The sequence below is a fragment of the Streptomyces sp. NEAU-sy36 genome, assembly GCF_013423905.1.
In the GTDB taxonomy this organism is placed as follows: domain Bacteria; phylum Actinomycetota; class Actinomycetes; order Streptomycetales; family Streptomycetaceae; genus Streptomyces; species Streptomyces misionensis.
Genome location: NZ_CP058977.1, coordinates 2,515,133 through 2,537,820, shown reverse-complemented (window position 1 = coordinate 2,537,820; position 22,688 = coordinate 2,515,133). Strand labels below are relative to the sequence as shown.

Genomic DNA, 22,688 nt, shown 5'->3' with positions numbered 1-22,688 from the left:
CTTCCGGCGCGCACACTGGAGCCCTGGGGTAAGGGAGGCTCCGTATGACGACGATCGACCGCCGGCCGGCCTCCCGTTGGCGGCGCTCGGCCGTCGTCGCGCTCGCGGGCGCTCTGCCCGTCCTCGCGTTCCCGGCGCCGTCGCTGTGGTGGTTCGCCTACGTCGCCCTCGTCCCATGGCTGCTGCTGGCCCGCTCGGCGCCGACCGGCCGGCGGGCGGCGTACGACGGCTGGTGCGGCGGCTTCGGCTACCTGGTGGCCGTGCACCACTGGCTGCTGCCCAGCCTGCACGTCTTCATCTTCCTGATAGGCGCGCTGCTGGGCCTGCTCTGGGCGCCCTGGGGCTGGCTGGTGCACCGGTACCTGGGCGGCTCGCCCTCCCCCGGCCGGTGCGCCGTCGCGCTGCTGGTGCTGCCCTCCGGCTGGCTGATACCCGAGCTGGTCCGCTCCTGGCAGGGGCTCGGCGGCCCCTGGGGCCTCCTCGGCGCCTCCCAGTGGCAGGTGGAGCCCGCGCTGCGGCTGGCCTCGGTGGGCGGGGTGTGGCTGCTGAGCTTCCTGGTGGTGGCCGTGAACGTGGCGGTGGCCGTGCTGGTCTCGGTGCGCGCGGCCCGCGTGCCGGCGGTGGCCGCGGTGGCCGCCACCGCCGCCGCCACCTGCGCCGCCTGGGCGTGGGCGCCGCGCCCGCAGATCGACGGCAGTACGCGGATCGCCGTGGTGCAGCCGGGCCCGGTGGACGGGCCGGACAGCGCCGCGCGGCGCTTCGACCGGGAGGAGCGGCTGACCCGGCGGCTCGTCGGGCAGGACGTCGACCTCGTGGTGTGGGGCGAGTCCAGCGTCGGCTACGACCTCGCCGAGCGGCCCGACCTGGCCCGGCGGATCGCCGCGCTGTCCCGCGAGACGGGCGCCGACGTGCTGGTGAACGTGGACGCGCGCCGCTCGGACCGGCCCGGGATCTACAAGAGTTCGGTGCTGGTCGGCCCGGACGGCCCGACCGGCGACCGCTACGACAAGATGCGGCTGGTCCCCTTCGGCGAGTACGTCCCCGCCCGTTCCCTGCTCGGCTGGGCCACCTCGGTGGGCAAGGCGGCCGGCGAGGACCGCAGGCGCGGCACCGAACAGGTCGTGATGAACGTCGGGCACGGGCTGCGGATCGGGCCGCTGATCTGCTTCGAGACCGCGTTCCCCGACATGGGCCGGCAGCTGGCCGACGACGGCGCGGACGTGCTGCTCGGCCAGTCCTCCACCTCCACCTTCCAGGACAGCTGGGCGCCGGAGCAGCACGCCTCGCTGGCCGCGCTGCGCGCCGCCGAGACCGGCCGCCCGATGGTGCACGCGACCCTCACCGGCGTCTCCGCCGCGTTCGGGCCGGACGGGCGGCGGCTCGGCCCGTGGCTGGGGACCGGGGCGAGCACCACGCGGGTGTACGACGTGCCGCTCGCGCACGGCGTCACGCCGTACGTCCGCCACGGCGACTGGCCGGTGCGCGGGGCGCTGCTGGTGCTGGCCGCGCTGTGCGCAGGCGAGGGGGTGCGCGTGCTCAGGCCGCGTCGGGGCGGTCCTGAACCGCTCGTACCACCCGCTCGCACAGTTCATGGGTCGCCAGCGCGTCCCGGGCGCTGAACAGCTGCCCGGCGCGCACCGCGTCCAGGAAGGCGAGCACCGCCTGCTCGATGCCGCGCTGGCGGGCCACCGGCACCCAGTCGCCGCGCCGGCGCAGGGTCGGCTCGCCCCTGTGGTCGATCACCTCGGCGAGGTTGCGCACCTGACGCTTCATGTCCTGCCCGGATACCTCCAGGACCTCCTCCGTGGAGCCGCTGAGGCGGTTCATCACGCCGAGCGCGGTGAAGCCGTCGCCGCCGAGCTGGAGCACCACGTGGTGCAGCAGACCGTCCCGGACGCGGGCGCGGACCGTCACCTCGTCGACCGGTCCCGGCGCCAGGAAGCGCAGGGTGTCGACGACGTGGATGAAGTCGTCCAGGATCATCGAGCGGGGCTCTTCGGGCAGCCCGACCCGGTTCTTCTGCATGAGGATCAGCTCGCGCGGGTGTTCCAGGCACTGGGCGTAGCCGGGCGCGTGCCGCCGGTTGAAGCCGACGCCGAGGGAGACGCCGCGCCGCTCGGCGAGTTCCACCAGCCGCTCGGAGTCGGCGAGCCGGTAGGCGAGCGGCTTGTCGACGTACGTCGGGACGCCCGCCTCCAGGAGCCGGGTGACGATCTCGGGGTGGACGGCGGTGGGCGCGTGCACGAAGGCCGCGTCGAGCCCGGCGGCCAGCAGGGAGCCGAGTTCCTCGTGCCGCTGTCCGGGCGGCAGGTGCAGGCCGTCGGCGACGCGGGCGAGGGTGGCCGGGGTGCGGGTGTGCAGATGGAGGTCGACCCCGGGCAGGGCGCCCAGCACCGGCAGATACGCCTTCTGCGCGATGTCCCCGAGTCCGATGCAGCCGACCTTCACGCGATTCTCCCCTGGTGCTCGCCCGTCGTGACGTCCCCGGCAGCATACGGGGGCCGCATCCGGGCGGTGCCGCCCCCGGCCGCGGAAAACCCATGGTGGCCGGTGGGTCCGCCGGGTGAGGATGCGGACATGACGAGTGAACGCCACGAGCCCGCGCTGAACGCCCCCGAACGCGAGATGCTGGAGGGCTGGCTGGAGTACCACCGCCGGACGCTGGCCCTCAAGTGCGAGGGCCTGACCGACGAACAGCTGCGCACCGCCTCCGTCCCGCCGTCCGAGCTGACCCTGATGGGCCTGGTCCGGCACATGGCAGAGGTGGAGCGGGCCTGGTTCCGCAAGGTGCTGACGGGCGACGACCCGGGCCCCGTCTACTGCTCCGAGGCGGACGAGGACGGCGACTTCCACGTCACCGACGCCGACACCTGGCAGGAGGCGTACACCACCTGGCAGGCGGAGATCGAGACGGCCCGGCGGATCACGGCCGGCCTCGGGCTGGACGAACTCTCCCGGGGCAGGAGCCGGTTCACCGAGGAGCCCTTCAGCCTCCGCTGGATCTACACCCACATGATCGAGGAGTACGCCCGGCACAACGGCCACGCCGACCTGCTGAGGGAGCGGATCGACGGCGCGACCGGCGACTGAGGCGTCACCCGGGGCACCGCAAAGCCCCCCGTTCGGTGCGGGAGTTCACCCGGGCGGGGGCATCGGGCTCGACTCCTTGCTGCCAAGTCGGCGCGGAGCCAGCATCGTTGCGGGGGTGCATCGAACGACGACCACCGCAGCGCTTCTGGTCACCGTCGCCGTCTCGGCCCTCTCCGGCTGTGTGACGGTACGGCACACGGCGGCTCCGGGACCGCCTCCGGGCGCCCTGCCCTCGCGGCAGACGGCGCCCCGCACGGACGGCAGCGCGTCACCGCGGGAGGTACAGGCGCCGGCCCGGGAGGCACTGGAGATGGTCGGCCCGTCCGGGAAGCCGGGGAGGGCCCGCGAGTCCGCCCCGCACGGCAGCCCGGCCGCCCCGCCGCCCACCCCCGCGGGCACTCCCCCGCGCTCCCGGCCGCAGCCGCACCGCACCGCGCAGGCGCCGCCCCGCACCTCCCAGCAGGTGCCCGCGGACGTCTGCGACCTGGGCCGCGAGTACGGCGGCTGGCGCGGCAACAGCCCGGAATCGGAAATCTGCGAACGCACGTACGGCCGTCACTGACCCGCCCCGGCGCCGCCCGGTCAGCTGGGCCGCTGCCGTGGTGGTCCCCAGGGACCGTCGTCCGCCGGGCCGCTCCGCCGCAGGCTCGTCTCCAGGCGCGCGATCGCGGCCCGCACGCCCTCGCCGTAGCCGTCGTCCGCGAGGGCGCCGGCGGCGGTGCGGGCGTGCCCGAGATGGGTGCGGGCGGCCTCGGGGCGGCCCAGCTTCACATAGTCGGCGGCCAGGTTGAGGTGCAGGGACGGGAGGAAGCCCGGCACGCCCCGGGGGCCGCCGGCCGGCAGTTCCCGCGCCGCCGACAACGCTCTGAGGTCCCAGGCGAGTTCGTCCGCCGGGTCGTCCTGGGTGTCGGCGAGGTAGTGGGCGAGGGTGCAGCGGTGCAGTGCGTCGCCGTCCTCGCCGATCTCCGCCCACAGGTCGAGGAAGCGGCTGCGGGCCTCCTCGCGGTCGCCGCCGTGGTGCAGCATCACGACCTGCCCGATCCGCGTCAGCATCTCGTCCAGGGCCGTCTGTTCCCGTCGCTCCGCCACCGCGTCCTCCGGCGATCGTCGGCTGTCGTGCCCTCGACGCTAACCGGCGCCGCCGCCATTGCCCGTCAGGCGGCGCCGTCACGCTGCGGGCCGGCCTCAGCCCAGGTCGGGGATGCGCCAGTCGATGGGCTCGTGGCCCTGGGCGGCGATCGCCTCGTTGATCTGGGTGAAGGGGCGGGAGCCGAAGAACTTCTTCGCGGACAGCGGGGAGGGGTGCGCGCCCTTGACCACCGCGTGCCGGCTCTCGTCGATCAGCGGCAGCTTCTTCTGCGCGTAGTTGCCCCAGAGCACGAACACGGCCGGGTCGGGGCGGGCGTCCACCGCGCGGATCACGGCGTCGGTGAACTTCTCCCAGCCCTTGCCCTTGTGCGAGTTGGCCTCGCCCTCCCGCACCGTCAGGACCGCGTTGAGCAGCAGCACGCCCTGGCGGGCCCACGGCATCAGATAGCCGTTGTCCGGGATCGGCAGGTCCAGCTCGGCGTGCATCTCCTTGTAGATGTTGCGCAGGGAGGGCGGGGTCTTCACCCCCGGGCGGACCGAGAAGCACAGGCCGTGGCCCTGGCCCGGGCCGTGGTACGGGTCCTGGCCGAGGACGAGGACCTTGACCTTGTCGTACGGCGTGGCGTCCAGCGCGGCGAAGACCTCCTCGCGCGGCGGGTAGACGGGGCCCTTCGCCCGCTCCTCCTCGACGAACTCCGTCAGCTCCTTGAAGTAGGGCTGCTGCAGCTCGTCACCCAGAACCCCGCGCCAGGACTCGGGCAGCATGGCGGTGTCGGTCACGTCAACGTCCTCACGATGTGCGGTCACTTGCAGGCTTCAGAACCTACCGGCGGCCACTGACAACGAACGTCCCGAGGGCCCCCGCCCCAGCGTAGCCGGGGCTCTCACCAGCTGGTCTTCCGGTGCAGGGTCCACATCATCATGATCGTGGAGGGGTCGAGGGCCTGTTCGCCGCCGGCGATGTCGTCGCTGGCCGCCACGTACTGCCGGCCCTGCCACAGCGGGAGCAGCCGGGCGTCGGTCGCCAGGATCCGCTGGGCCTGCGCCATGTCCTTGACCGTCTCCGCGCGGTCGCTGCGCGCCCGCGAGCGCGGCAGCAGCGTCCCGGTGATCTCCTTGGCCGGGTAGGGCGTGCCGAGCGCGTTGTGCTCGCCGGTGAAGGGCGCGATGAAGTTGTCCGCGTCGGGGAAGTCCGGGGACCAGCCGCGGCCGAACACCGGGTACTCGCCCTTCTGGTAGCCGACCACGTAGGTCTTCCAGGGGCGGCTGCGGAGGGTGACGGTGAACAGCCCGGAGCCGTCCAGCTGCCGCTTCAGCTCCTTGAACATCAGGGCGGTCTCGGACCCGTAGCGGTCGGAGGTGTACCAGAGGGTGAGCGGCACCTTCTGCTGGATCCCCGCGCCCTGGAGGATCGCCCTGGCCTTGGCGGTGCTCGGGTCGCCGTAGTCGTCGAAGAAGGCGGTGGTGTGGCCGGTGAGGCCCTTGGGCACCATCGAGTACAGCGGGTCGACGGTGTCCTTGTAGACCTTGTGGGCGATCGCGCCCCGGTCGACGAGCTGGGCGACGGCCTTGCGCACGGCGGGCCGCCCGGCCCAGGGGTCCTTGGGGTCGAACACCAGGTAGCTGATGTCGGTGCCGGCTCCGTCCACCAGCTGGAGGCCGGAGTCGTTGTCCTGCTGGAGGGCGAGGATGTCGTCGGCGGCGAGCCCCCGGTAGGTGACGTCGATCTTCTTGGCGCGCAGCGCCGCGACCATGCCGGCGGAGTCCTGGAAGTAGCGGATGGTCACCGCGTCGTTCTGCCGCTTGGCGAAGCCCTGGTAGCCGTCGTTGCGGGTGAGGACGGCCTGCCGCCCCTCCTGGTACGAGCCGAGCCGGTACGGTCCGGAGCCGTCCGCGCCCCCGTCCTTGCGCAGGGCGCGGGCCGGGTAGTCCTCGGGGTCGACGATCGACAGCGCCGGCGTGGCGAGCACGAAGGGGAAGGTGGCGTCGGGTTTGCCGAGGTGGAAGACGATGTCGCGGTCGCCGGAGGTGTCCACCCGGTCGAGGCTGCCCAGCAGTCCGGCGGGGCCGCCGGGGGCGTCGATGGCGCGGATGCGGTCGACCGAGTACTTCACGGCCCGCGCCGTCAGCGGGTCGCCGTCGGCGAACTTCAGGCCCTCGCGCAGGGTGCAGTGGTAGGTGCGGCTGGAGGCGTCGCTGAAGGAGCAGCTCTCCGCGGCGTCCGGCTGCGGGGTGGTGGCGCCGTTGGGGTAGGCGAGGAGGGTCTGGTAGATGTTCCGGTACAGCTCCCAGGAGCCGTCCCAGGCACCGGCCGGGTCCAGCGTGCTGGGGGCGCTGGTGGTGCCCACCACGATCGGGGCGCCGCCGCCGGCGTCCCCTTCGGACAGCAGGCCGCAGCCGGCCGTCAGCGATACGGACGACACGGACGCGATCGCCGCGACTCTCCGCAGGAACCGGTTCCGGTTGAACACGCGCACGCTCCTCGATCCGCCCTACCAAGGTCGGCAGACCCTACCGCAGCGTTGACACCATCAACCTCCCCTGAAACAAGGCGAGTTGATCGACTTCTGGATGACTTCGTTGTCAGGCCCCCAGGTGTCCGCTGTGCGGTTCCCCGGGCGCCGGTCCGTCCGGAATCCGGCGCCCGGGAAGAGACTCAGACGCCGGCCTTGAGGAACAGACCGCCGTCCACCACGAGCGTCTGACCGGTGACCCAGTCGGACTGCTCGGAGGTGAGGAACGCGGCGGCGCCGCCGATGTCGGACGGCACGCCGAGCCGTCCCAGCGGGTAGCCGGCGGCCGCCTCCTCCTCGCGGCCCTCGTACAGGGCCTGCGCGAACTTGGTCTTGACCACGGCCGGGGCGATCGCGTTGACCCGCACCTTCGGCGCGAACTCGTACGCCAGCTGCTGGGTCAGGTTGATCATCGCGGCCTTGCTGACGCCGTAGGCGCCGATGAACGGCGAGGGCGCGAGGCCCGCGATCGAGGCGATGTTGACGATCGTGCCGCCGTTCTCCTTCTGCCAGGCGTGCCAGGCCTTCTGGGCCAGGCCGAGCGCGGAGACGACGTTGGTCTCGAAGACCTTGCGGGCGACGTTCAGGTCCAGGTCCGCGATGGGGCCGAAGACCGGGTTGGTACCCGCGTTGTTCACCAGGTGGTCCAGGCGGCCGAAGGCCTCCATGGTGCGCTCGACGGCCTCGCTCTGGTGGTCGAGGTCGTGCGCCTTGCCGGCGACGCCGATGACCCGCTCGGAGCCGAGCTTCTCGACGGCCTCCTTCAGGGCCTCCTCGTTGCGGCCGGTGATGCAGACCCGGTCGCCGCGCGCGACGAAGGCCTCGGCGACACCGTAGCCGATGCCGCGGCTCGCGCCGGTGACGAGCGCGACCTTGCCGGACAGGGGCGGGAGTTGTGCGGAAGTCATTACGGGTTCCCCTAGTCGAGCGGTCCGCCGGCGACGTACAGCACCTGGCCGGAGACGAACCCGGCCGCCTCGCCGGTGAAGAAGGCGATGGCGTTGGCGATGTCCTCCGGCTCGCCGACGCGCTGCACCGGGATCTGGGTGGCGGCGGCCTTCTTGAAGTCCTCGAAGCCCATGCCGACGCGGTCGGCGGTGGCCTTGGTCATCTCGGTGGCGATGAAGCCGGGGGCGACGGCGTTGGCGGTGATGCCGAACTTGCCCAGCTCGATGGCGAGGGTCTTGGTGAAGCCCTGGAGGCCGGCCTTGGCGGCGGAGTAGTTGGCCTGGCCGCGGTTGCCGAGCGCCGAGGAGGAGGACAGGTTGACGACCCGTCCGAAGCCGGCGTCCACCATGTGCTTCTGCACGGCCCGGGTCATCAGGAACGAGCCGCGCAGGTGCACGTTCATGACGGTGTCCCAGTCGGCGGCGCTCATCTTGAACAGCAGGTTGTCGCGGAGCACGCCGGCGTTGTTGACCAGGATCGTCGGGGCGCCCAGTTCCTCGGTGACCCGCGCGACGGCCGCGGCGACCTGGGCCTCGTCGGAGACGTCGGCGCCGACCGCGATGGCCTTGCCGCCGGCCGCGGTGATCTTCTCGACGGTGTCCTTGCAGGCGGCCTCGTCCAGGTCGATCACGGCGACCGCGCGGCCCTCGGCCGCCAGGCGTACGGCGGTGGCGGCGCCGATGCCGCGCGCGGCCCCGGTGACGACCGCGACCCGCTGTTCAGTGGTGGACATTGTTGTTTCTCCTCGCCCTTGAGAGAACCCGTACGGCCCCTCGGGAGGGCCGCTGGTGCGGTGAGCGACCGCTTAGTATCTTCGGCCCACACGACGCTAGAAGCCCTGGCACCCGGTGTCAACGCCGCATCCGGCCGTTGTGATCCATTACCTCACCAGGAGGTCCAGCAATCGCTCCGTCTCGGCGGCCGGGTCGGTGGTCAGTCCGGTGTGCACCGGACCGGGCTGGACCACGGTGGAGCGGGGCGCGATCAGCCAGCGGAAGCGACGCCCGGCGTCGTCCCGGGCCGCCTGACCGGCCTCCTCGCCGCCCGCGCAGTGGCGTTCGATCGCGCCGAGCGCCGCCCGGATGCCGGCCGCGTCGGCCGCCGGGTCCAGGGCCAGCAGCCGCGCCTCGTCCAGGTGGGTGCGGGCGCCGACGTACCCCTTGGCCCGGCTGTAGACGACCACGCCGGCGTTGATGCACTCGCCGCGCTCCACCCGGGGCACGACCTTGAGCAGCGCGTACTCGAACACGTCCCGGTCGCCGCCCTGTCCGGCCCGGGTGATGTGGCGCTCGGTCACATGACCGGCCATATGAATGTGCGTCTCGCTCACTTGCCCTCCTCCTGTCGGCCGAGACCGGTGATGCGGCCGGCGATGACGGCCGCGCGGGCGAGCAGCGGCCGGGCGTAGGCCCGGCGCAGGTCGTCCGGGGTGTCGAAGCCGGGTTCGCCGGCCAGCCAGGCGTCCGGGACCTCGGCGGTGACCTCGGCGAGCAGGTCCTCGGTGACGCGGGGCGCCAGATCGGCGGCCGCCGCCTCGATGTCGGGCGCGAACCGGGCGAGGGCGTGGTCGGATGCGTCGTAGGCGCGGGCGGCGGAGGCCTCGGCGGAGGGCCAGTTGTGGTGCCAGATCATGGTGGCCCCGTGGTCGATGAGCCACACCTCGCCGCGGTGCAGCAGGAGGTTGGGGTTGCGCCAGGAGCGGTCCACGTTGTTGATCAGCGCGTCGAACCAGATGATCCGCCCGGCCTCCTCGGGGCTCACCTCGAAGGCGAGCGGGTCGTAGCCGAGCGCGCCGGAGAGGAAGTCCATGCCGAGGTTGGTGCCGCCGCTGCCCCGCAGCAGTTCCTGCACCTGCTGCTCGGGTTCGCCGAGCCCCAGCACGGAGTCCAGCTCCAGGGTGACCAGCCGCGGCGTCCGGAAGCCGAGGCGCCGGGCGAGTTCCCCGCACACCACCTCGGCGACCAGCGTCTTGCGGCCCTGCCCGGCGCCGGTGAACTTCATGACGTAGGTGCCGAAGTCGTCCCCCTCGACGAGCCCCGGCAGCGAGCCGCCCTCACGCAGGGGCGTGATGTAGCGGGTCGCGACAACCTCTTTCAACATGTTCCCAGGCCATCCATCTCTTCAGCCTCGCAATACAAGATCAGCCATGGGGGCCACGGCAGCAGCGAGCACCCGCCGACGGGTCTCGGGGAGGAAGGGGGATGTTCCGACCGGCACGCGGCTCCCCCGTCTCCCCAGGGGTCCGCCGATGGCCGTTCGGCCCCTCGCTTCCGGCCTCGGGCACGAAGTGAGCATAGTAACCGAGGGTGATCACCGGGGAGCCGCCCCGTCGAGGGCTCGTGCGGCCGGCAGCCGCCGGACGCCCGCGGATCAGGGGCTGGCGACGTCGAAGCCGTAACGCAGGGGCTCACCCGTCACCCCGTAGTCCCGGCGGTAGACGCAGACACCTTCCGCCCGGGCGCCCGGCGGCGCCGCCCCGACCGGGCACGGGCAGGTCACCTGGAGCACGCGCGGCCGGTCGGAGACCCTCACCCGCCAGCCGTCCCCCGGGCCTCCTTCGAGCACCGCCGTCTCCCAGACCGTCGCATCAGACATGAGCCACCCCCCCCCAGGCCGGGAAACGCCATGACGAGGGGGCCGCATGTCCGTCACGCCGCAGCGCCGGGGCCGGAGGATCATGATGACGCCCGGCGAGCTGGACGAGTTCCTGGCCGCTCGGCGCACTCGCCGTCTCGCCACCGTCGCCGCCGACGGCGCCCCGCATCTCAGCGCGTTGTGGTTCGTCTGGGACGGCGGCGCGCTGTGGCTGTACTCGCTGGTGCGCACCCGCCGTTGGAGCCGGCTGCGCCGCGACCCCCGGGTGGCGGTGGTGGTCGACGCGGGCGAGGAGTAGGCCCGGCTGCGCGGGGCCGAGCTGTCCGGCCGGGTGGAGTTCGTCGGCGAGGCGCCCCGCAGCGGGCTGCCGTGCCCGGAACTGGACGGTGTGGAACCGCTGTTCGCCCGCAAGTACCGACGAGCTGCCGCACGACGGCCGGCACGCCTGGGCCCGGCTCGTGCCGGAGCGGGTCGTCTCCTGGGACTTCCGCAAACTGGGACTCAGTTGAGCTTCTCGGACGCGGTGCGCAGGGCCTCCACCGCCGCGCGGATGGAGGGCCGGCGGTCGGCGTCCGCACGCCAGACGACGTAGACGTGCCGCCGCACGCGCTGGGTCAGCGGCACGAGGACCACACCGTCCGGCACCGGGTGGCGGCCCAGCAGTGGCGCGATGCACACCCCCAACCCGGAGGCGACCAGCTGGAGCTGGGTGTGGGTCTCACCGGCGCGGTGGCCGACGATCGGCTCGACGCCCTTGGAGCGCAGCGTGAAGATCAGCCACTCGTGGCAGAACTCGCCCTGGCCCCACGTGATCCACTCGTCGTCGGCGAACTCGGCGAGATCCACCTCGTCGCGGTGGGCGAGCCGGTGTCCGACCGGCATGGCGACCTCGGCCGGATCGTCCAGCAGCGGCGCCTTGACCAGCCCGTCGGGCACCGGCATCGGCTTGTTGTACCAGTCCAGGACCACCGCCAGATCGAGGTCGCCGCGCACCACCCCGGCGATGCCCTGCTCCGGCTCCAGCTCGCTGGAGCGCACCCGCAGCCCCGGGTGCTGGGCGCGCAGCGCCGGCAGCGCCACGGGGAACAGACCCCGGGCGGCGGTGGGGAACGCGGACAGCCGCAGCTCGCCGACGACCTGCCCGCGCTGCGCCTCCAGATCCGACTCGGCCAGCTCCACCTGTGACAGGATGCGCGCCGCGTGCTCGGAGAGCAGCCGGCCCGCGTCCGTGAGCCGGACACCCCGGCCGTTCTTGGCCAGCAGCTGCTGCCCGACCTCGCGTTCCAGCTTGCCGAGCTGCTGGGAGACCGCGGACGTGGTGACGTGCAGCGCGTCGGCGGCGGCGCTGACCGAGCCGTGGCGGGCCAAGGCGTCGAGGGTGCGCAGGCGCTCCAGATTCAACATATAAGCAATCCTAAGAGGTACCCGGTGGGATTTCTCGATTGTGCTACGAGGTTTGCTCCAGCATTGTTGTCGTCATGAGCACGGTCACCGCAACCCGGACACAGTCCCCCACCGCCGCACCCGCCCCGGCCCGCCCCCGCCTCGACTGGCGGCTCCGCTTCGGCGCCCTCTCCCTGATCTGGGGCTTCAGCTTCCTGCTGATCAAGGTGGGCACGAGCGGGTACGCGCCGTTCCAGGTCACCCTCGGCCGGCTGGTGTTCGGCACGGCGGTGCTGGTGGCGGCGATGGCGGTCAAGCGGGAGCGGCTGCCGCGCGGGGGCCGGCTGTGGGCGCACATGGCGGTCGCCGCGTTCTTCCTGAACGCCCTGCCGTTCTCCCTCTTCGCCTACTCCGAGCTGACCATCCCCTCCACTCTGGCCGGCATCTGCAACGCGACCTCGCCCCTGTGGGGCATGCTGCTGTCCGTGGTCGCCCTCTCCGAGGACCGCCCCACCCGGGTCCGCGTGGCCGGGCTCGGCCTCGGCTTCCTCGGAGTGCTGACGGTTCTCGGCGCATGGCAGGGCTTCCACGGCCTCGACGCCACCGGCACGGCGATGGCCCTGCTCGCCTCGCTGAGCTACCCGGTGGGCTGGATCTACGTCCGGCGGACGCTGGCCGGCACGGGGAACTCGCACCTGTCGATGACCGGCGGGCAGCTGCTGCTGGCGACGGTGCAACTCGCCGTGGTCACGCCCCTGTTCACGGGCATGCCCCGGCATTTCGCGGTGGTGCCGCTGCTGGCGATCGCCGCGCTGGGCGCGCTGGGCACCGGGCTCGCCGTGCTCATCCAGTACGGGCTCGTCGCCGAGGTCGGGCCCACCACCGCCCAGATGGTGACGTACTTCATCCCGGTCATCGCCACGGCTGCCGGGGTGGCGATCCTCGGCGAGTCGCTGCGCTGGAACACTCCGGTGGGAGCGGTGATCGTGCTGGCCGGAGCGGCCCTGACGCAGGTGCGGCCGAGGAAGGGCGCGTAGATCCAGGACTCCGGAGCCCAGCGCCCTTCGCGGGCCCGCCGTCAGCCGTAGACGCGGGCCGGCGAGGGGCGCACCGCCGCCTCGACCGCGTCCGCCAGCGGCTCGATGTCCGCCGCCGTGAGCGGGGAGACCGTGACGCGGACGGCCTGGGGCCCGGCGAGGCGGAAGCGGGCGCCGGGGGCGACGCCCCACCCCGACTGGAGGAGGCGGGCCACCGCGGTGGTCTCGTCGGGTACCGGGATCCAGACGTTCATGCCGCTGCGCCCGTGGGCCTCGATGCCGCGCCGGGCGAGTGCGTCGATCAGCGGCTCGCGCCGGGCCCGGTACGCCCCGGCCACCGCCGTCCGGTCCACCGCGCCCCCGGCCCACAGATGGACCACCGCGCGCTGGAGCAGCAGGCTGACCCAGCCCGGGCCGAGGCGCTGGCGCCCGCGCACCCGGTCGACGGTCACGGGATCCCCGGCGAGGACCGCGAGGCGCAGGTCGGGGCCGTAGGCCTTGGCGGCCGAGCGCAGGAAGGCCCAGTGCCGGGTGATGCCCGCGAGGGGGTGGAGCGGCACGTCCACGATGCCGTGACCGTGGTCGTCCTCGATCAGCAGGGTCCCCGGGTGCTCGCGCAGCACCGCGCGCAGGGCGGCGGCGCGCTCGGCGGTCACCGCGGCGCCGGTCGGGTTCTGGGCCCGGGTGGTGAGGATCAGCGCGCGGGCGCCGTCATCCAGGGCGCGGGCGAGACCCTCGGGCGACGGCCCGTCGTCGTCCACCGTCACCGGGACCGTGCGCAGGTTCAGCGCCGGCATCAGATCGAGGACGCTGCCCCACCCGGGGTCCTCGACGGCGACCGCGTCGCCCGGCCTGAGGTGGGCGGCGAGGACGCGTTCGATGGCGTCCAGGGAGCCGGAGGTGACGGTGAGCGGCGCCTCGGGAACGCCGTCGGCGTCGAGTTCGGCGCGGGCGATGCGGGCCAGCTCAGGGTCGACGGGGTCGTCGCCGTAGAGGACGGGCCGCCGGTCCCCCGCCCCGGCCGCCGCGGCGAGCGCCGGGGCGAGGCGGGGCAGCAGGGCCGGGTCGGGGTTGCCGGTGGACAGGTCACGGGCGCCCGGGGGCACCTCCACCCGCAGCTGGTCGCGTCCGGTGGTGACGGGCTTGGACCGCACCCGGCTGCCGCGCCGCCCCGCGGTCTCGATCACCCCGCGCTCGCGCAGGGTGCGGTAGGCGGCCGCGACGGTATTCGGATTCACCCCCAGCCGGGTCGCCAACTCCCGCATGGGCGGCAGGGCTTGGCCCGGCCGCAGCTGTCCCGCGCCGACCGCGCGCTCCACATCGGCCGCGATCTCCACTGCGCCGCGCCCTTCGATCCGATACTCTCCTAGCACAAAACCAATTATGCACTAGTGCAATGCTGGATGCAGCTTCGCCCTGGAGGGACCGCCATGCCGGGCACCACCGCCGACACACAGTCCGCCGTCTACACCCCCACCGACCGCACCGTGCCCACGCGCTCCGCGGAACGCGCCTCGTACGACAAGGAGCTGGTGCACGCGATATTGGACGAGGGTTACGTCTGCCACCTGGGCTTCGTCCGTGACGGCGCGCCCGTGGTGCTGCCGACGCTCTACGGCCGGGTCGGCGAGCGGCTCTACCTCCACGGCTCGACGGGCTCGCGCCCGCTGCGGATGGCCGGCGCGCCCGACCCGGGCCTCGCGGTGTGCGTGACCGTGACCCATGTCGACGGCCTGGTGCTGGCCCGCTCCGCCTTCCACCACTCGATCAACTACCGCTCGGTGGTGGTGCACGGCACCGCGTACGAGGTCACCGACCCCGAGGAGCGGCGGCTGGCCCTGGACGCGCTGGTGGACCACGTGGTGCCGGGGCGCGCCGCCGACTCCCGGCCGGCGAACAAGAAGGAACTGGCCGCCACCGCGGTGATCCGGCTGGACCTCCAGGAGGTCTCGGCGAAGGTCCGCAGCGGCGGCGCCAACGACGAGCCCGAGGACCTCGCCCTGCCCCACTGGGCCGGTGTCGTCCCGCTCCGCAAGGGCTACGAGGCCCCGGTCCCGAACGCCGACCTGACGTCCGGGATCGAGGTGCCGGACTACCTCACCGGGTGCTGAGGCCGGACACGCTCCCCTCGTCCGCGCCGCTCGCGCGGCCCGCCCTGCGCAGGGTCGCCTCGCTCACGGTGAGGCCACCGACCGCCGTGAGCATCAGCAGGGTGCCGGCCGCGGTGCTGGCGGTGAGCCGCTCGCCGAGCAGGAGCACGGCGAGCACGGCCGCGGTCACCGGCTCCAGGAGCATGATCACGGAGACGGTGGCGGACCGTACGACGGCCGCGCCCGCGAAGTACAGGGCGTACGCGAGCGCCGTGGGCACGGCGGCGATGTAGCACAGCAGCCACAGCAGCCGGGCCGGGTGGGCGGTGTGCGGGAGCAGCCCCTCGTGCAGGGCGAACGGCAGCAGGCACAGGGTGGTCACCGCGAACGTCCACACGGTGGTGTCGGAGGCGTCCGCGCCGCCGCCCCGGCCCCACCAGCGGGTCAGCAGGGTCATGGCGCCGTAGCCCGCGGCCGACAGCAGCGCGAGCAGCACGCCGGCCGGGCGGACCGTCGCGGCCGAGTCGCCGAAGGTCAGCACGGCGAGCCCGGCGAGGGCTCCGGCGACCGACAGGACACCGCCCGCGCCGAGCCGTTCGCCGAGCAGCAGCCGGGCGCCCAGCGCGATGAGCACGGGGCCCGCGCCGAGGGTGACGACGGTGGCCACGGCGAGTCCGGTGGCCGCCACGGCGGCGAAGTAGGCGGTCTGGAAGACCGCGAGGCCGAGGCCGGTGGCGAGGGCCCGCAGCACCCGGTGCGACAGCGGTCCGGCCGCGGCCGGGCGGGTCCTCGGGCGCAGGCCCCGGCCGGCGAGCAGCAGCAGGAGTCCCAGCGCGCAGCGCCAGAAGGAGAGGCCGAGGGCGCCCATGTCGCTGGTCCGGTAGACCAGGGAGGCGGCGGCGCCCGCGGTGCCCCAGGCGGCCCCGGTGACGATCAGATAGAGGAGGCCACGTCCGACCGGCAGGCCGGAGGCGGCGTTCGACACGTTCGATACGTTCGACAAGAGAGTTTCTCCGCAGAAACGCACCACGGGGGTGCGGAAGTTCGGGGCGACCCGCTGGAGCGGGGCGCGCGGACTTCGTCTGCGGGCAGCACCGTCCGGCCCGGCGCTCATCGCGCCGGGCGGATGTCCCGGAGGCCCGCCTCAGGCGGCGGGGGGCGGAAGAACGAGCGTGGACGGCATGATCAGCACCTTAAGCGGACGTGCGGTGCCCGGACAACTCCCGGTCGGGGCCGCCCGCCGCCACCGGTCGCGCGGGCGCCTCGGCGGGCGCGGCGGACTGGGCGGTGAAGGCGCCGACCAGGACGACGGCTCCGCCGACGACCTGGGGCGCGGACAGGTGCTCGCCGAGCAGCACCCAGGCCAGCACCGTCGCTATCACCGCTTCCAGACACGCGACCACCCCGGCGACCTGCGGGGAGAGCCGTCGCACCGACAGCACCCCGGTGACGTAGGCGAGCACCGTGGCGACGAGCACGATCCAGACCAGCAGGGCGAGGGCGGGTACGGCGGTGCCGTTCATCCGCGCGGAGCCGGTGAGGACGGACCAGTCCAGCTGCCAGGGGCGGGCGACGGCGGTCAGCACCAGGGCGCCCACCAGCAGGCCGTAGGCGATCACACCGAGCGGGTCCGGCGCCCGTTCGCCCGCGTCGGCACCCTGGTCGGAGAGGACGAAGTAGCCGACCTGGCAGCAGGCGGCGCCGAGCGCGAGCAGCAGGCCGAGCGCGTCGAAGCTCAGCCCCGACCAGACCTCCACCACACAGGCGAGGCCGCCCGCCGCGAGGACCACGCCGAGGGCGGCGGCGCGGGTGACGGGCCGTCGCTGCACGAACCGCACCCAGCCGAGCACCAGCGCGGGCGCCAGATACTCGATGAGCAGGGCCACGCCCACCGGGATGCGGGACAGGGCGGCGAAGTAGCAGGCCTGGACACCGGCCACGGCGAGCAGTCCGAACCCGGCGAGCAGCGCGGGGCGGCGGCGCGGCAGCGCACGGTGCCGTACGGCGACCGGCAGCATGACCACGGCGGCGCCGGCCACCCGCAGCCACACCACGTGCAGCGGGTCGAGGCCCGCCTCGATCAGCGGTTTGGCGGCCACCCCGGACCCGCCGAAGGCCAGCGCGGAGACGAGCGCGAGGCCGAGGCCCACTCCTCTGCCGCCGCCCGCCCGACCGTTCTTCCTGCTCTCCGTCGTACGCACCGGCACATGATGACAGGCGGCGTCAGGAGCGTCACCCCCGTTGACACCTGTCTCACGGGATGGACGGCGGGACGGTCCTCAGCAGCTCGCGTCCTGGACGAACTCCCCCGCGCGGGCCGTGATGCGGGCGGTCAGTTCATGGGCGTGGACACCGGCGCGTCCGAGCACCTCGACGGCCCGGGAGGCGGGGTCGGCGACGAGCCCGGCGAGCAGATCGGACCCGGTGGCCCCGCGCTCACCGCGGCTCCGCGCCCGCTCCCGGGCATGGGCCAGCGCGGCGGCCGCGGCCGGCGACCAGTCCCCGGCCGCCTCGCCGGTGGCGGGACGCGGGACGACGGGCAGCGCGCCCGAGTCCTCGACGCTGCCCTGCCAGCGCAGTCCGTAACCGATGCTGCGCTGCACCAGGTAGCCGAAAAGCCGGGCGAGTTGCGGGGGACCGCCCACGGCGGAGCGCACCTCGGGGTCCTGTTCGAGGAGCGAGTGCAGCAGATGGGCGGTGTCGACGTGCCGGTCGCCGTCCCGGACGGCCCTGCGGCGGGCACCGGCGACCACCGCCGCGAGCTCGGCGCCGAGCCCCGCGGCGTCCGGATGGGAGTGCGCCCCCTCGGTTCCAGGGGCGGTCGGACGGGCGGTACGGAAGTGCACAACCCCACCCCATCAGTCACAACGGGCCGAGTCATCCACGACGGGAACCATTTGGGCGTCCCACACAGAGTGGACATCACCGGCCGGAATCTCATCCTTGGGGAGGAGATTTCCGCCATCGCGCCCCGGAGGCGCGCGCCGGTTTGCCAGTGCCCAGGGAAGACCGGCCGGCGACGACCGGCCCCGTACGTGTCGCCGCGCGGCCTCGGCGGACCGGCCGGCCGGGACGAGCGGGGCGGGAGGTGCGGTGACACGTGACGGCGCCCCGCGGCCGTCACTCCGCGGGGCGCCCGTCCGCCGTGATCGGCTGCCCTCAGTCCTCGTCGGCGAGGATGAGGTACAGCTTCTTGCGGGCGTCGTTGATGACGGCGAGCGCCTTCTCGCGCTGTTCCTTGGTGCCGGTCCTCCAGACCTGCCCGAAGGCCTCCATCAGTCCGGACCCGGCCTGCCGGATCTCGCCGAGCGCCTCCCAGTCGACCCCGCGCGAGGCCGCCTCCCACGGCGCGTCCGCCCCCTCCTCGGCGGCGGCGCGCCCGCTGTCGGTCAGGGAGAACAGCTTCTTGCCGCCCTCGCTCTCACTGACGATCAGGTCCTCGTCCTCCAGCATCTGGAGGGTGGGGTAGACCGACCCGGGGCTGGGCTTCCAGGCGCCGCCGGTGCGCTCGGCGATCTCCTGGATCATCTCGTAGCCGTGCATGGGCCGTTCCTTCAGCAGGGCCAGGAGCGAGGCCCGCACGTCACCGCGCCGCGCCCGCCCCCTCGGCCCGCCACGCCCCCGATGGCCCCAGGGCCCGAAACCCGGCCCGAAACCGGGCCCACCGAACCCCGGACCACCAGGCCCCCCGGGGCCGCCCGGCCCCCCGGGACCGAACGGCCCGAAGGCGGCACGCCGGGCCTCGAAGGCGCCCATTCCCGGGCCGCCGCGCCGGCCGAAGCCCTTGTGCCGGTGGCCGCCGTGCTCGTGTCCATGCGTACGCATCGCGATCACTCCATTCCATCTCTGATCTGTCACGTCTGCATCGCTTATCGTTCGCGATGTCTCAACGATATATCGGAACCGATCGCCTGCCAAGGCCTTCACGGAAGCGGAAAAGAGCCGACGCGGGCCGAGCGGTCCCGTACCCCTGAGAGCATCAGGGGCATGACGGACTCACCTCTGCAGATCAACGCCCTCATCGTCGACGCCGCCGACCCCGAGCGGCTTGCCGCGTTCTGGTCCGAGTTGCTCGGCCGGCCGGTCGTGGGCCGCACGGGTCCCTACGTGTGGCTGCGGCGCGAGAACGGCCTGGGCCTGGGCTTCCAGCGAACCGGCGAGCCCAAGTCCGCGAAGAACCGCATGCACTTCGACGTCACCTCACCCGACCCGGCCGCGGAGCAGCGGCGCGTCGAGGCGCTCGGCGGACGCCGGCTCGAGGGGTACGACGACGGCGGGTTCCTGGTGATGGCGGATCCCGAGGGCAACGAGTTCTGCATCATCCCCGACGGCCCCTTCGAACTCGACGACGAGGGCCGCGCGCACTACCTCCGCTGACCGGCCCGCCGGTCCGGAAGCAGGCCAGGACCCGCGAATTGGCCTTGGGCAGCGGGTCGTCACCGCCGCTAGCTTCGTGACATGCGCATTCGAATCGTGGACGCCTTCACCGACCGGCCCTTCGCGGGCAACCCCGCGGGCGTACTGCTCCTGGACGACGTCTTCCCGGCCGACGACTGGCTCCAGAACGTCGCCATGGAGGTCAATCACGCCGAGACGGCGTTCACCCACCGGCTCCCCGCGGGCGGCGAGGCGGACTGGGCGCTGCGCTGGTTCACGCCCGTCGCCGAAGTCGCGATGTGCGGGCACGCCACGCTGGCCACGGCGCACGTCCTGCACACCACCGGGGCCCACGAGGGTCCGGTGCGGTTCGCCACCCGCAGCGGCGTGCTGATCGCCACCCCGGCCGGGGACGGTTCGATCACCCTCGACTTCCCCACCGCCCCGCTCACCCCGGTCGAGGTGCCGCAAGGGGTCGCCGGGGCGCTGGGCGCGGAGCCGGTCGCCGCGTTCGACACCGGCGCGAACGTCGGCGACCTGCTGGTGGAGCTGGCCGACGAGAAGACGGTCCTCGGTCTCGCCCCCGACCACAAGGCGCTCGGCGGCTACTCCACCCGCGGCATCATCGCCACCGCGCGGGCCGAAGACCCGTCACTGGGCTACGACTTCGTCTCCCGCTGCTTCTTCCCGAACGTCGGCATCGACGAGGACCCGGTCACCGGCAGCGCGCACACCGCGCTCGCCCCGCACTGGTCCGCCCGCCTCGGCCGCGACGACCTCACCGGCCTCCAGGCCTCCCGCCGCACCGGACTGGTGCGCACCGGGCTGCGCGGCGACCGGACCATGCTCACCGGCCGCGCGGTCACCGTCATCGAGGGCGACCTGCACGCCTGACCGGCCGCAGCCTCAGGCCGTCGGCAGCCAGCCCACCCTGCCCGCGAGCAGGGCGTAGCCGACGAACGCGCCGATGTCGAGCAGCGAGTGGGCGACGACCAGCGGGCCGACCCGGCCCCAGCGGCGGTACAGCCAGACGAACACCACGCCCATGACCAGGTTGCCGAGGAAGCCGCCGATGCCCTGGTAGAGGTGGTACGAGCCGCGCAGGACGGCGCTGGCCACCAGCGCGGCCCCGGTGGTCCAGCCCAACTGGCCGAGCCGGCGCAGCAGATAGCCGACGACGATGACCTCTTCGAGTACGGCGTTCTGCACCGCGGACAGGACCAGCACCGGGTACTTCCACCACACGGACGGCAGGGCCTCGGGCACGACGGTGAGATTGAAGCCGAGGCCGCGGGCGGCCAGGTAGAAGGCGATGCCGGTGCTGCCGATCACGGCCGCGACCGCGGCGCCGCGCAGGAGGTCGGGGCCGGGACGGGCGCGGTCGAAGCCCAGGGTGCGCAGGCTCCTGCCCTCGCGGATCAGGAGGTGGGCGACCAGGGCCACCGGGACCAGGGCGGTGGCGATGCCGAACAGCTGCCAGGCGAGGTCGAGCCAGGGGCGGCCCGGCGCGGCCGAGGCGTTGAGGGTGGCGGCCTGGTCCTTCAGGCCGCCCGGTTTGGTGACCGAGCCGATGAAGCTGATCAGCGCGGAGACCCCGCTCGCGCCGAGCGACAGCGCGAGCACGAGGATCGTCTCGTCCCGCAGGATCCGCCCGGCCCCGCGCTGCGGCACCCCGCGGTCGACTCCCGGCTCAGCCTCCACCTGCACCCCTGCCTCCCGACCTCGCGACCTGCCCGCAAGGATCGCAGAAGCACCCGGGAGAACACGTCACCGGGCCACCGGCCGGGCCGCCGCCCCCGCCTTCGGCCCCCTCACCCCAGCGGCACCGGCTCCGGCAGCCCGACCGGCCACATGTGCACCGGCTCCCCCACATGCATCAGCTCGGCGTAGCGGCGCGTCGTCGCGGCGAGGGCGGCGTCGCGGGACATGCCCTGCTCCAGCGCGCGGTGGAAGGTGGCCGCCTGCCAGGACGCGCCGTTGACCCGGCGCCGGCAGCGTTCCTCGATGGCACCGAGGTAGAGGTCGCGGTCGGCGGGCTCGACGCCCCACGCGTCCAGCCCCGCGGCGGCCAGCGGCAGCAGCTCGTCGCGGACCAGGGTGACCGCGTCGACCTCGCCCGTGCCGCCGTACCGGCCCCGGCGCGGCCAGACGAAGCGCGCGTCGATGCCGTACCGGCACGCCGCGTCGAAGTTGGCCTCGGCCGCGGCGAACGGCAGCCGCGTCCACACCGGCCGGGACTCCTCGGCGAGGGCACGCACCAGGCCGTAGTAGAACGCCGCGTTGGCGATCACGTCGGTGATGGTCGGCCCGGCCGGCAGCACCCGGTTCTCCACCCGCAGGTGCGGCACGCCGTCCGCGACGCCGTACACCGGCCGGTTCCACCGGTAGATGGTGCCGTTGTGCAGGACCAGCTCCGCCAGCTTCGGTGTGCCCCCGGCCTCGATGACCTCCAGCGGTTCCTCGTCGTCGCGGATCGGCAGCAGCGCCGGGAAGTAGCGCAGGTTCTCCTCGAACAGGTCGTACGCCGAGGAGATCCACCGCTCGCCGAACCAGGTGCGCGGCCGTACGCCCTGCGCCTGGAGTTCGGGCGGCCGGGTGTCGGTGGACTGGAGGAAGAGCGGGGGCCGGGACTCGCGCCACAGCTCGTGCCCGAACAGGAACGGCGAGTTCGCGCCCACGGCGATCTGCGCGGCGCTCGCCGCCTGCGCCGCGTTCCACACGTCGGCGAACCGGTCCGGGGTGACCTGGAGGTGCAGCTGCACGGAGGTGCAGGCGGCCTCCGGGACGATGGACTTGGAGGTGCAGCGCAGATGCTCCACCCCCTCGATGTCGAGCCGGAAGTCCTCCCCTCGGGCGGCCACGATCTGGTCGTTGAGCAGGGTGTAGCGGTCCACCTCGGAGAGGTTGGAGGAGACCAAGTCGTCCCGGTCCAGGGTGGGCAGGATGCCGATCATCACGATGCCCGCGTCGACCTCCGTGGCCTTGCGGTCGGCATAGGCGAGCGAGGTGCGCAGCTCCTCGGCGAGCCGGTCGAAGACCCGGCCGCCCAGCCGGTGCGGCGCGATGTTCACCTCCAGATTGAACATCGCGAGTTCCGTTTGGAAGTCACGGCTCGCGATCCGTTCGAGCACTTGGCCGTTCAACATTTTGGGCATGCCGTCGGGACCGGCGAGATTCAATTCGATCTCCACGCCCATGAGGTTCTTCGGGCGGTCGAATCGCTTCTCGACCAGCAGCCGCTCCAGCCCCGTCAGGCACTTCTGGAGCTTTTCGCGGTAGCGCTGGCGATCGGACAGGTCGAACTGCCCTGCCACGACCTTCTCCCCCATCGAATTTTCCTCCTCGGATGGGCGGGCCGGCGTTCCGGCCGCCGGGGCTGGCGGGTCAGGTGGAGTAATGCCCAGTGAAAGCGATCGATAACGTCACACGCCGCCCGGACCCCCGCTACGCTGTCGTCATGTTCCCCGCGGCACATTCACGGGGCATGCCGCAGCTGCACCTCCGGGTGCCCCGGACGGCCTGGTGAAAAACGCCGATGCCATTCAGCCGTCCGCTACCGGAGCGTA

At 73.3% G+C, this 22,688-nt stretch carries 24 protein-coding genes and 1 pseudogene; 8 read left to right on the top strand and 17 right to left on the bottom strand.

Annotated elements, in window-relative coordinates; genetic code table 11:
- Positions 1 to 44 precede the first annotated feature (44 nt).
- Positions 45 to 1,619, top strand: a complete 1,575-nt coding sequence (gene lnt, locus HZZ00_RS11720) for an apolipoprotein N-acyltransferase (protein WP_180332122.1) — start codon at positions 45 to 47, stop codon at positions 1,617 to 1,619.
- Here lnt and HZZ00_RS11715 read toward each other — a convergent pair.
- Entirely contained in the window at positions 1,537 to 2,448 is a 912-nt protein-coding gene (locus HZZ00_RS11715; protein ID WP_180332121.1) for a Gfo/Idh/MocA family protein, read from the bottom strand. The genes lnt and HZZ00_RS11715 overlap by 83 nt on opposite strands.
- Before the next feature lie 129 nt (positions 2,449 to 2,577).
- Between HZZ00_RS11715 and HZZ00_RS11710 the strand changes: the two genes are divergently transcribed.
- Both HZZ00_RS11710 and HZZ00_RS11705 read left to right on the top strand, forming a co-directional pair.
- Positions 2,578 to 3,090 carry a DinB family protein gene (locus HZZ00_RS11710; protein ID WP_180332120.1) on the top strand — a complete coding sequence of 171 codons (513 nt, stop codon included), beginning with the start codon at positions 2,578 to 2,580 and terminating at the stop codon, positions 3,088 to 3,090.
- 115 nt (positions 3,091 to 3,205) lie between these two features.
- A complete protein-coding gene (locus HZZ00_RS11705; protein ID WP_180332119.1) occupies positions 3,206 to 3,652 on the top strand; it encodes a hypothetical protein in 447 nt (148 codons plus the stop codon).
- Positions 3,653 to 3,672: 20 nt separating this feature from the next.
- Here HZZ00_RS11705 and HZZ00_RS11700 read toward each other — a convergent pair whose 3' ends face one another.
- From HZZ00_RS11700 to HZZ00_RS11665, 8 genes are all read right to left on the bottom strand, one after another.
- The gene (locus HZZ00_RS11700; protein ID WP_180332118.1) at positions 3,673 to 4,179 is read right to left on the bottom strand and encodes a hypothetical protein; all 507 of its coding nucleotides are present in this window, start codon (positions 4,177 to 4,179) and stop codon (positions 3,673 to 3,675) included.
- A gap of 96 nt (positions 4,180 to 4,275) precedes the next feature.
- Positions 4,276 to 4,959 carry a uracil-DNA glycosylase gene (locus tag HZZ00_RS11695; protein WP_180332117.1) on the bottom strand — a complete coding sequence of 228 codons (684 nt, stop codon included), beginning with the start codon at positions 4,957 to 4,959 and terminating at the stop codon, positions 4,276 to 4,278.
- Positions 4,960 to 5,063: 104 nt separating this feature from the next.
- Positions 5,064 to 6,650, bottom strand: a complete 1,587-nt coding sequence (locus HZZ00_RS11690) for an ABC transporter substrate-binding protein (protein WP_180332116.1) — start codon at positions 6,648 to 6,650, stop codon at positions 5,064 to 5,066.
- Between the two features lie 185 nt (positions 6,651 to 6,835).
- On the bottom strand, positions 6,836 to 7,600 hold the full coding sequence (locus HZZ00_RS11685) for an SDR family oxidoreductase (RefSeq protein ID WP_180332115.1): 765 nt from the start codon (positions 7,598 to 7,600) through the stop codon (positions 6,836 to 6,838).
- Positions 7,601 to 7,611: 11 nt separating this feature from the next.
- Positions 7,612 to 8,373 (bottom strand): 3-oxoacyl-ACP reductase FabG, encoded by a 762-nt coding sequence (fabG, locus tag HZZ00_RS11680; protein WP_180332114.1) that lies wholly within the window; start codon positions 8,371 to 8,373, stop codon positions 7,612 to 7,614.
- A gap of 147 nt (positions 8,374 to 8,520) precedes the next feature.
- Entirely contained in the window at positions 8,521 to 8,970 is a 450-nt protein-coding gene (locus tag HZZ00_RS11675) for a DUF3037 domain-containing protein (protein ID WP_180332113.1), read from the bottom strand.
- A complete protein-coding gene (locus HZZ00_RS11670) occupies positions 8,967 to 9,740 on the bottom strand; it encodes a HipA family kinase (RefSeq protein WP_180332112.1) in 774 nt (257 codons plus the stop codon). Before HZZ00_RS11670 ends, HZZ00_RS11675 begins: the two co-directional genes overlap by 4 nt.
- Before the next feature lie 270 nt (positions 9,741 to 10,010).
- A complete protein-coding gene (locus tag HZZ00_RS11665) occupies positions 10,011 to 10,235 on the bottom strand; it encodes a hypothetical protein (RefSeq protein ID WP_180332111.1) in 225 nt (74 codons plus the stop codon).
- A gap of 46 nt (positions 10,236 to 10,281) precedes the next feature.
- Here HZZ00_RS11665 and HZZ00_RS11660 point away from each other — a divergent pair.
- Positions 10,282 to 10,744: pseudogene (locus tag HZZ00_RS11660) on the top strand (pyridoxamine 5'-phosphate oxidase family protein).
- Here the strand turns inward: HZZ00_RS11660 and HZZ00_RS11655 are convergent.
- Positions 10,737 to 11,639: a LysR family transcriptional regulator gene (locus tag HZZ00_RS11655; RefSeq protein ID WP_180332110.1), complete on the bottom strand. Its 903-nt coding sequence runs from the start codon at positions 11,637 to 11,639 to the stop codon at positions 10,737 to 10,739. The pseudogene HZZ00_RS11660 and the gene HZZ00_RS11655 overlap by 8 nt on opposite strands.
- Before the next feature lie 74 nt (positions 11,640 to 11,713).
- Here HZZ00_RS11655 and HZZ00_RS11650 point away from each other — a divergent pair, with 74 nt between their 5' ends.
- Entirely contained in the window at positions 11,714 to 12,655 is a 942-nt protein-coding gene (locus HZZ00_RS11650; RefSeq protein ID WP_180332109.1) for a DMT family transporter, read from the top strand.
- 41 nt (positions 12,656 to 12,696) lie between these two features.
- Here HZZ00_RS11650 and HZZ00_RS11645 read toward each other — a convergent pair whose 3' ends face one another.
- A complete protein-coding gene (locus tag HZZ00_RS11645; protein WP_180332108.1) occupies positions 12,697 to 14,028 on the bottom strand; it encodes an aminotransferase class I/II-fold pyridoxal phosphate-dependent enzyme in 1,332 nt (443 codons plus the stop codon).
- Between the two features lie 57 nt (positions 14,029 to 14,085).
- On the opposite strand from HZZ00_RS11645, the gene HZZ00_RS11640 reads away from it, so the two are divergent.
- A complete protein-coding gene (locus tag HZZ00_RS11640; protein WP_180332107.1) occupies positions 14,086 to 14,766 on the top strand; it encodes a pyridoxamine 5'-phosphate oxidase family protein in 681 nt (226 codons plus the stop codon).
- On the opposite strand, the gene HZZ00_RS11635 is transcribed toward HZZ00_RS11640, so the two are convergent.
- The 4 genes from HZZ00_RS11635 to HZZ00_RS11620 all read right to left on the bottom strand — a co-directional run bounded on the left by HZZ00_RS11635 (position 14,753) and on the right by HZZ00_RS11620 (position 18,570).
- Positions 14,753 to 15,730 (bottom strand): DMT family transporter, encoded by a 978-nt coding sequence (locus HZZ00_RS11635; RefSeq protein ID WP_180333465.1) that lies wholly within the window; start codon positions 15,728 to 15,730, stop codon positions 14,753 to 14,755. The genes HZZ00_RS11640 and HZZ00_RS11635 overlap by 14 nt on opposite strands.
- 208 nt (positions 15,731 to 15,938) lie before the next feature.
- A complete protein-coding gene (locus HZZ00_RS11630; RefSeq protein ID WP_180332106.1) occupies positions 15,939 to 16,952 on the bottom strand; it encodes a DMT family transporter in 1,014 nt (337 codons plus the stop codon).
- 72 nt (positions 16,953 to 17,024) lie between these two features.
- On the bottom strand, positions 17,025 to 17,591 hold the full coding sequence (locus HZZ00_RS11625; RefSeq protein WP_257585751.1) for a Clp protease N-terminal domain-containing protein: 567 nt from the start codon (positions 17,589 to 17,591) through the stop codon (positions 17,025 to 17,027).
- A 313-nt stretch (positions 17,592 to 17,904) separates the two neighbouring features.
- The gene (locus HZZ00_RS11620; RefSeq protein WP_180332105.1) at positions 17,905 to 18,570 is read right to left on the bottom strand and encodes a PadR family transcriptional regulator; all 666 of its coding nucleotides are present in this window, start codon (positions 18,568 to 18,570) and stop codon (positions 17,905 to 17,907) included.
- Positions 18,571 to 18,732: 162 nt separating this feature from the next.
- Here HZZ00_RS11620 and HZZ00_RS11615 point away from each other — a divergent pair, with 162 nt between their 5' ends.
- Both HZZ00_RS11615 and HZZ00_RS11610 read left to right on the top strand, forming a co-directional pair.
- Complete coding sequence (locus tag HZZ00_RS11615; RefSeq protein ID WP_180332104.1) at positions 18,733 to 19,122, top strand: VOC family protein; 390 nt, start codon at positions 18,733 to 18,735, stop codon at positions 19,120 to 19,122.
- An 81-nt stretch (positions 19,123 to 19,203) separates the two neighbouring features.
- The gene (locus HZZ00_RS11610; RefSeq protein WP_180332103.1) at positions 19,204 to 20,016 is read left to right on the top strand and encodes a PhzF family phenazine biosynthesis protein; all 813 of its coding nucleotides are present in this window, start codon (positions 19,204 to 19,206) and stop codon (positions 20,014 to 20,016) included.
- Between the two features lie 12 nt (positions 20,017 to 20,028).
- Here HZZ00_RS11610 and HZZ00_RS11605 read toward each other — a convergent pair whose 3' ends face one another.
- Both HZZ00_RS11605 and HZZ00_RS11600 read right to left on the bottom strand, forming a co-directional pair.
- Complete coding sequence (locus HZZ00_RS11605; RefSeq protein WP_180332102.1) at positions 20,029 to 20,829, bottom strand: CPBP family intramembrane glutamic endopeptidase; 801 nt, start codon at positions 20,827 to 20,829, stop codon at positions 20,029 to 20,031.
- Positions 20,830 to 20,933: 104 nt separating this feature from the next.
- Complete coding sequence (locus HZZ00_RS11600; protein WP_180332101.1) at positions 20,934 to 22,451, bottom strand: glutamate--cysteine ligase; 1,518 nt, start codon at positions 22,449 to 22,451, stop codon at positions 20,934 to 20,936.
- Positions 22,452 to 22,688: the final 237 nt, after the last annotated feature.

Excerpts from the sequence above, each read along its gene's own strand:
- lnt (WP_180332122.1), top strand. The coding sequence starts at position 45 with ATGACGACGATCGACCGCCGGCCGGCCTCCCGTTGGCGGCGCTCGGCC.
- HZZ00_RS11710 (WP_180332120.1), top strand. The coding sequence starts at position 2,578 with ATGACGAGTGAACGCCACGAGCCCGCGCTGAACGCCCCCGAACGCGAG.
- HZZ00_RS11685 (WP_180332115.1), bottom strand. The coding sequence starts at position 7,600 with ATGACTTCCGCACAACTCCCGCCCCTGTCCGGCAAGGTCGCGCTCGTC.
- fabG (WP_180332114.1), bottom strand. The coding sequence starts at position 8,373 with ATGTCCACCACTGAACAGCGGGTCGCGGTCGTCACCGGGGCCGCGCGC.
- HZZ00_RS11670 (WP_180332112.1), bottom strand. The coding sequence starts at position 9,740 with ATGTTGAAAGAGGTTGTCGCGACCCGCTACATCACGCCCCTGCGTGAG.
- HZZ00_RS11665 (WP_180332111.1), bottom strand. The coding sequence starts at position 10,235 with ATGTCTGATGCGACGGTCTGGGAGACGGCGGTGCTCGAAGGAGGCCCG.
- HZZ00_RS11655 (WP_180332110.1), bottom strand. The coding sequence starts at position 11,639 with ATGTTGAATCTGGAGCGCCTGCGCACCCTCGACGCCTTGGCCCGCCAC.
- HZZ00_RS11650 (WP_180332109.1), top strand. The coding sequence starts at position 11,714 with ATGAGCACGGTCACCGCAACCCGGACACAGTCCCCCACCGCCGCACCC.
- HZZ00_RS11640 (WP_180332107.1), top strand. The coding sequence starts at position 14,086 with ATGCCGGGCACCACCGCCGACACACAGTCCGCCGTCTACACCCCCACC.
- HZZ00_RS11620 (WP_180332105.1), bottom strand. The coding sequence starts at position 18,570 with ATGCGTACGCATGGACACGAGCACGGCGGCCACCGGCACAAGGGCTTC.
- HZZ00_RS11615 (WP_180332104.1), top strand. The coding sequence starts at position 18,733 with ATGACGGACTCACCTCTGCAGATCAACGCCCTCATCGTCGACGCCGCC.
- HZZ00_RS11610 (WP_180332103.1), top strand. The coding sequence starts at position 19,204 with ATGCGCATTCGAATCGTGGACGCCTTCACCGACCGGCCCTTCGCGGGC.
- HZZ00_RS11600 (WP_180332101.1), bottom strand. The coding sequence starts at position 22,451 with ATGGGGGAGAAGGTCGTGGCAGGGCAGTTCGACCTGTCCGATCGCCAG.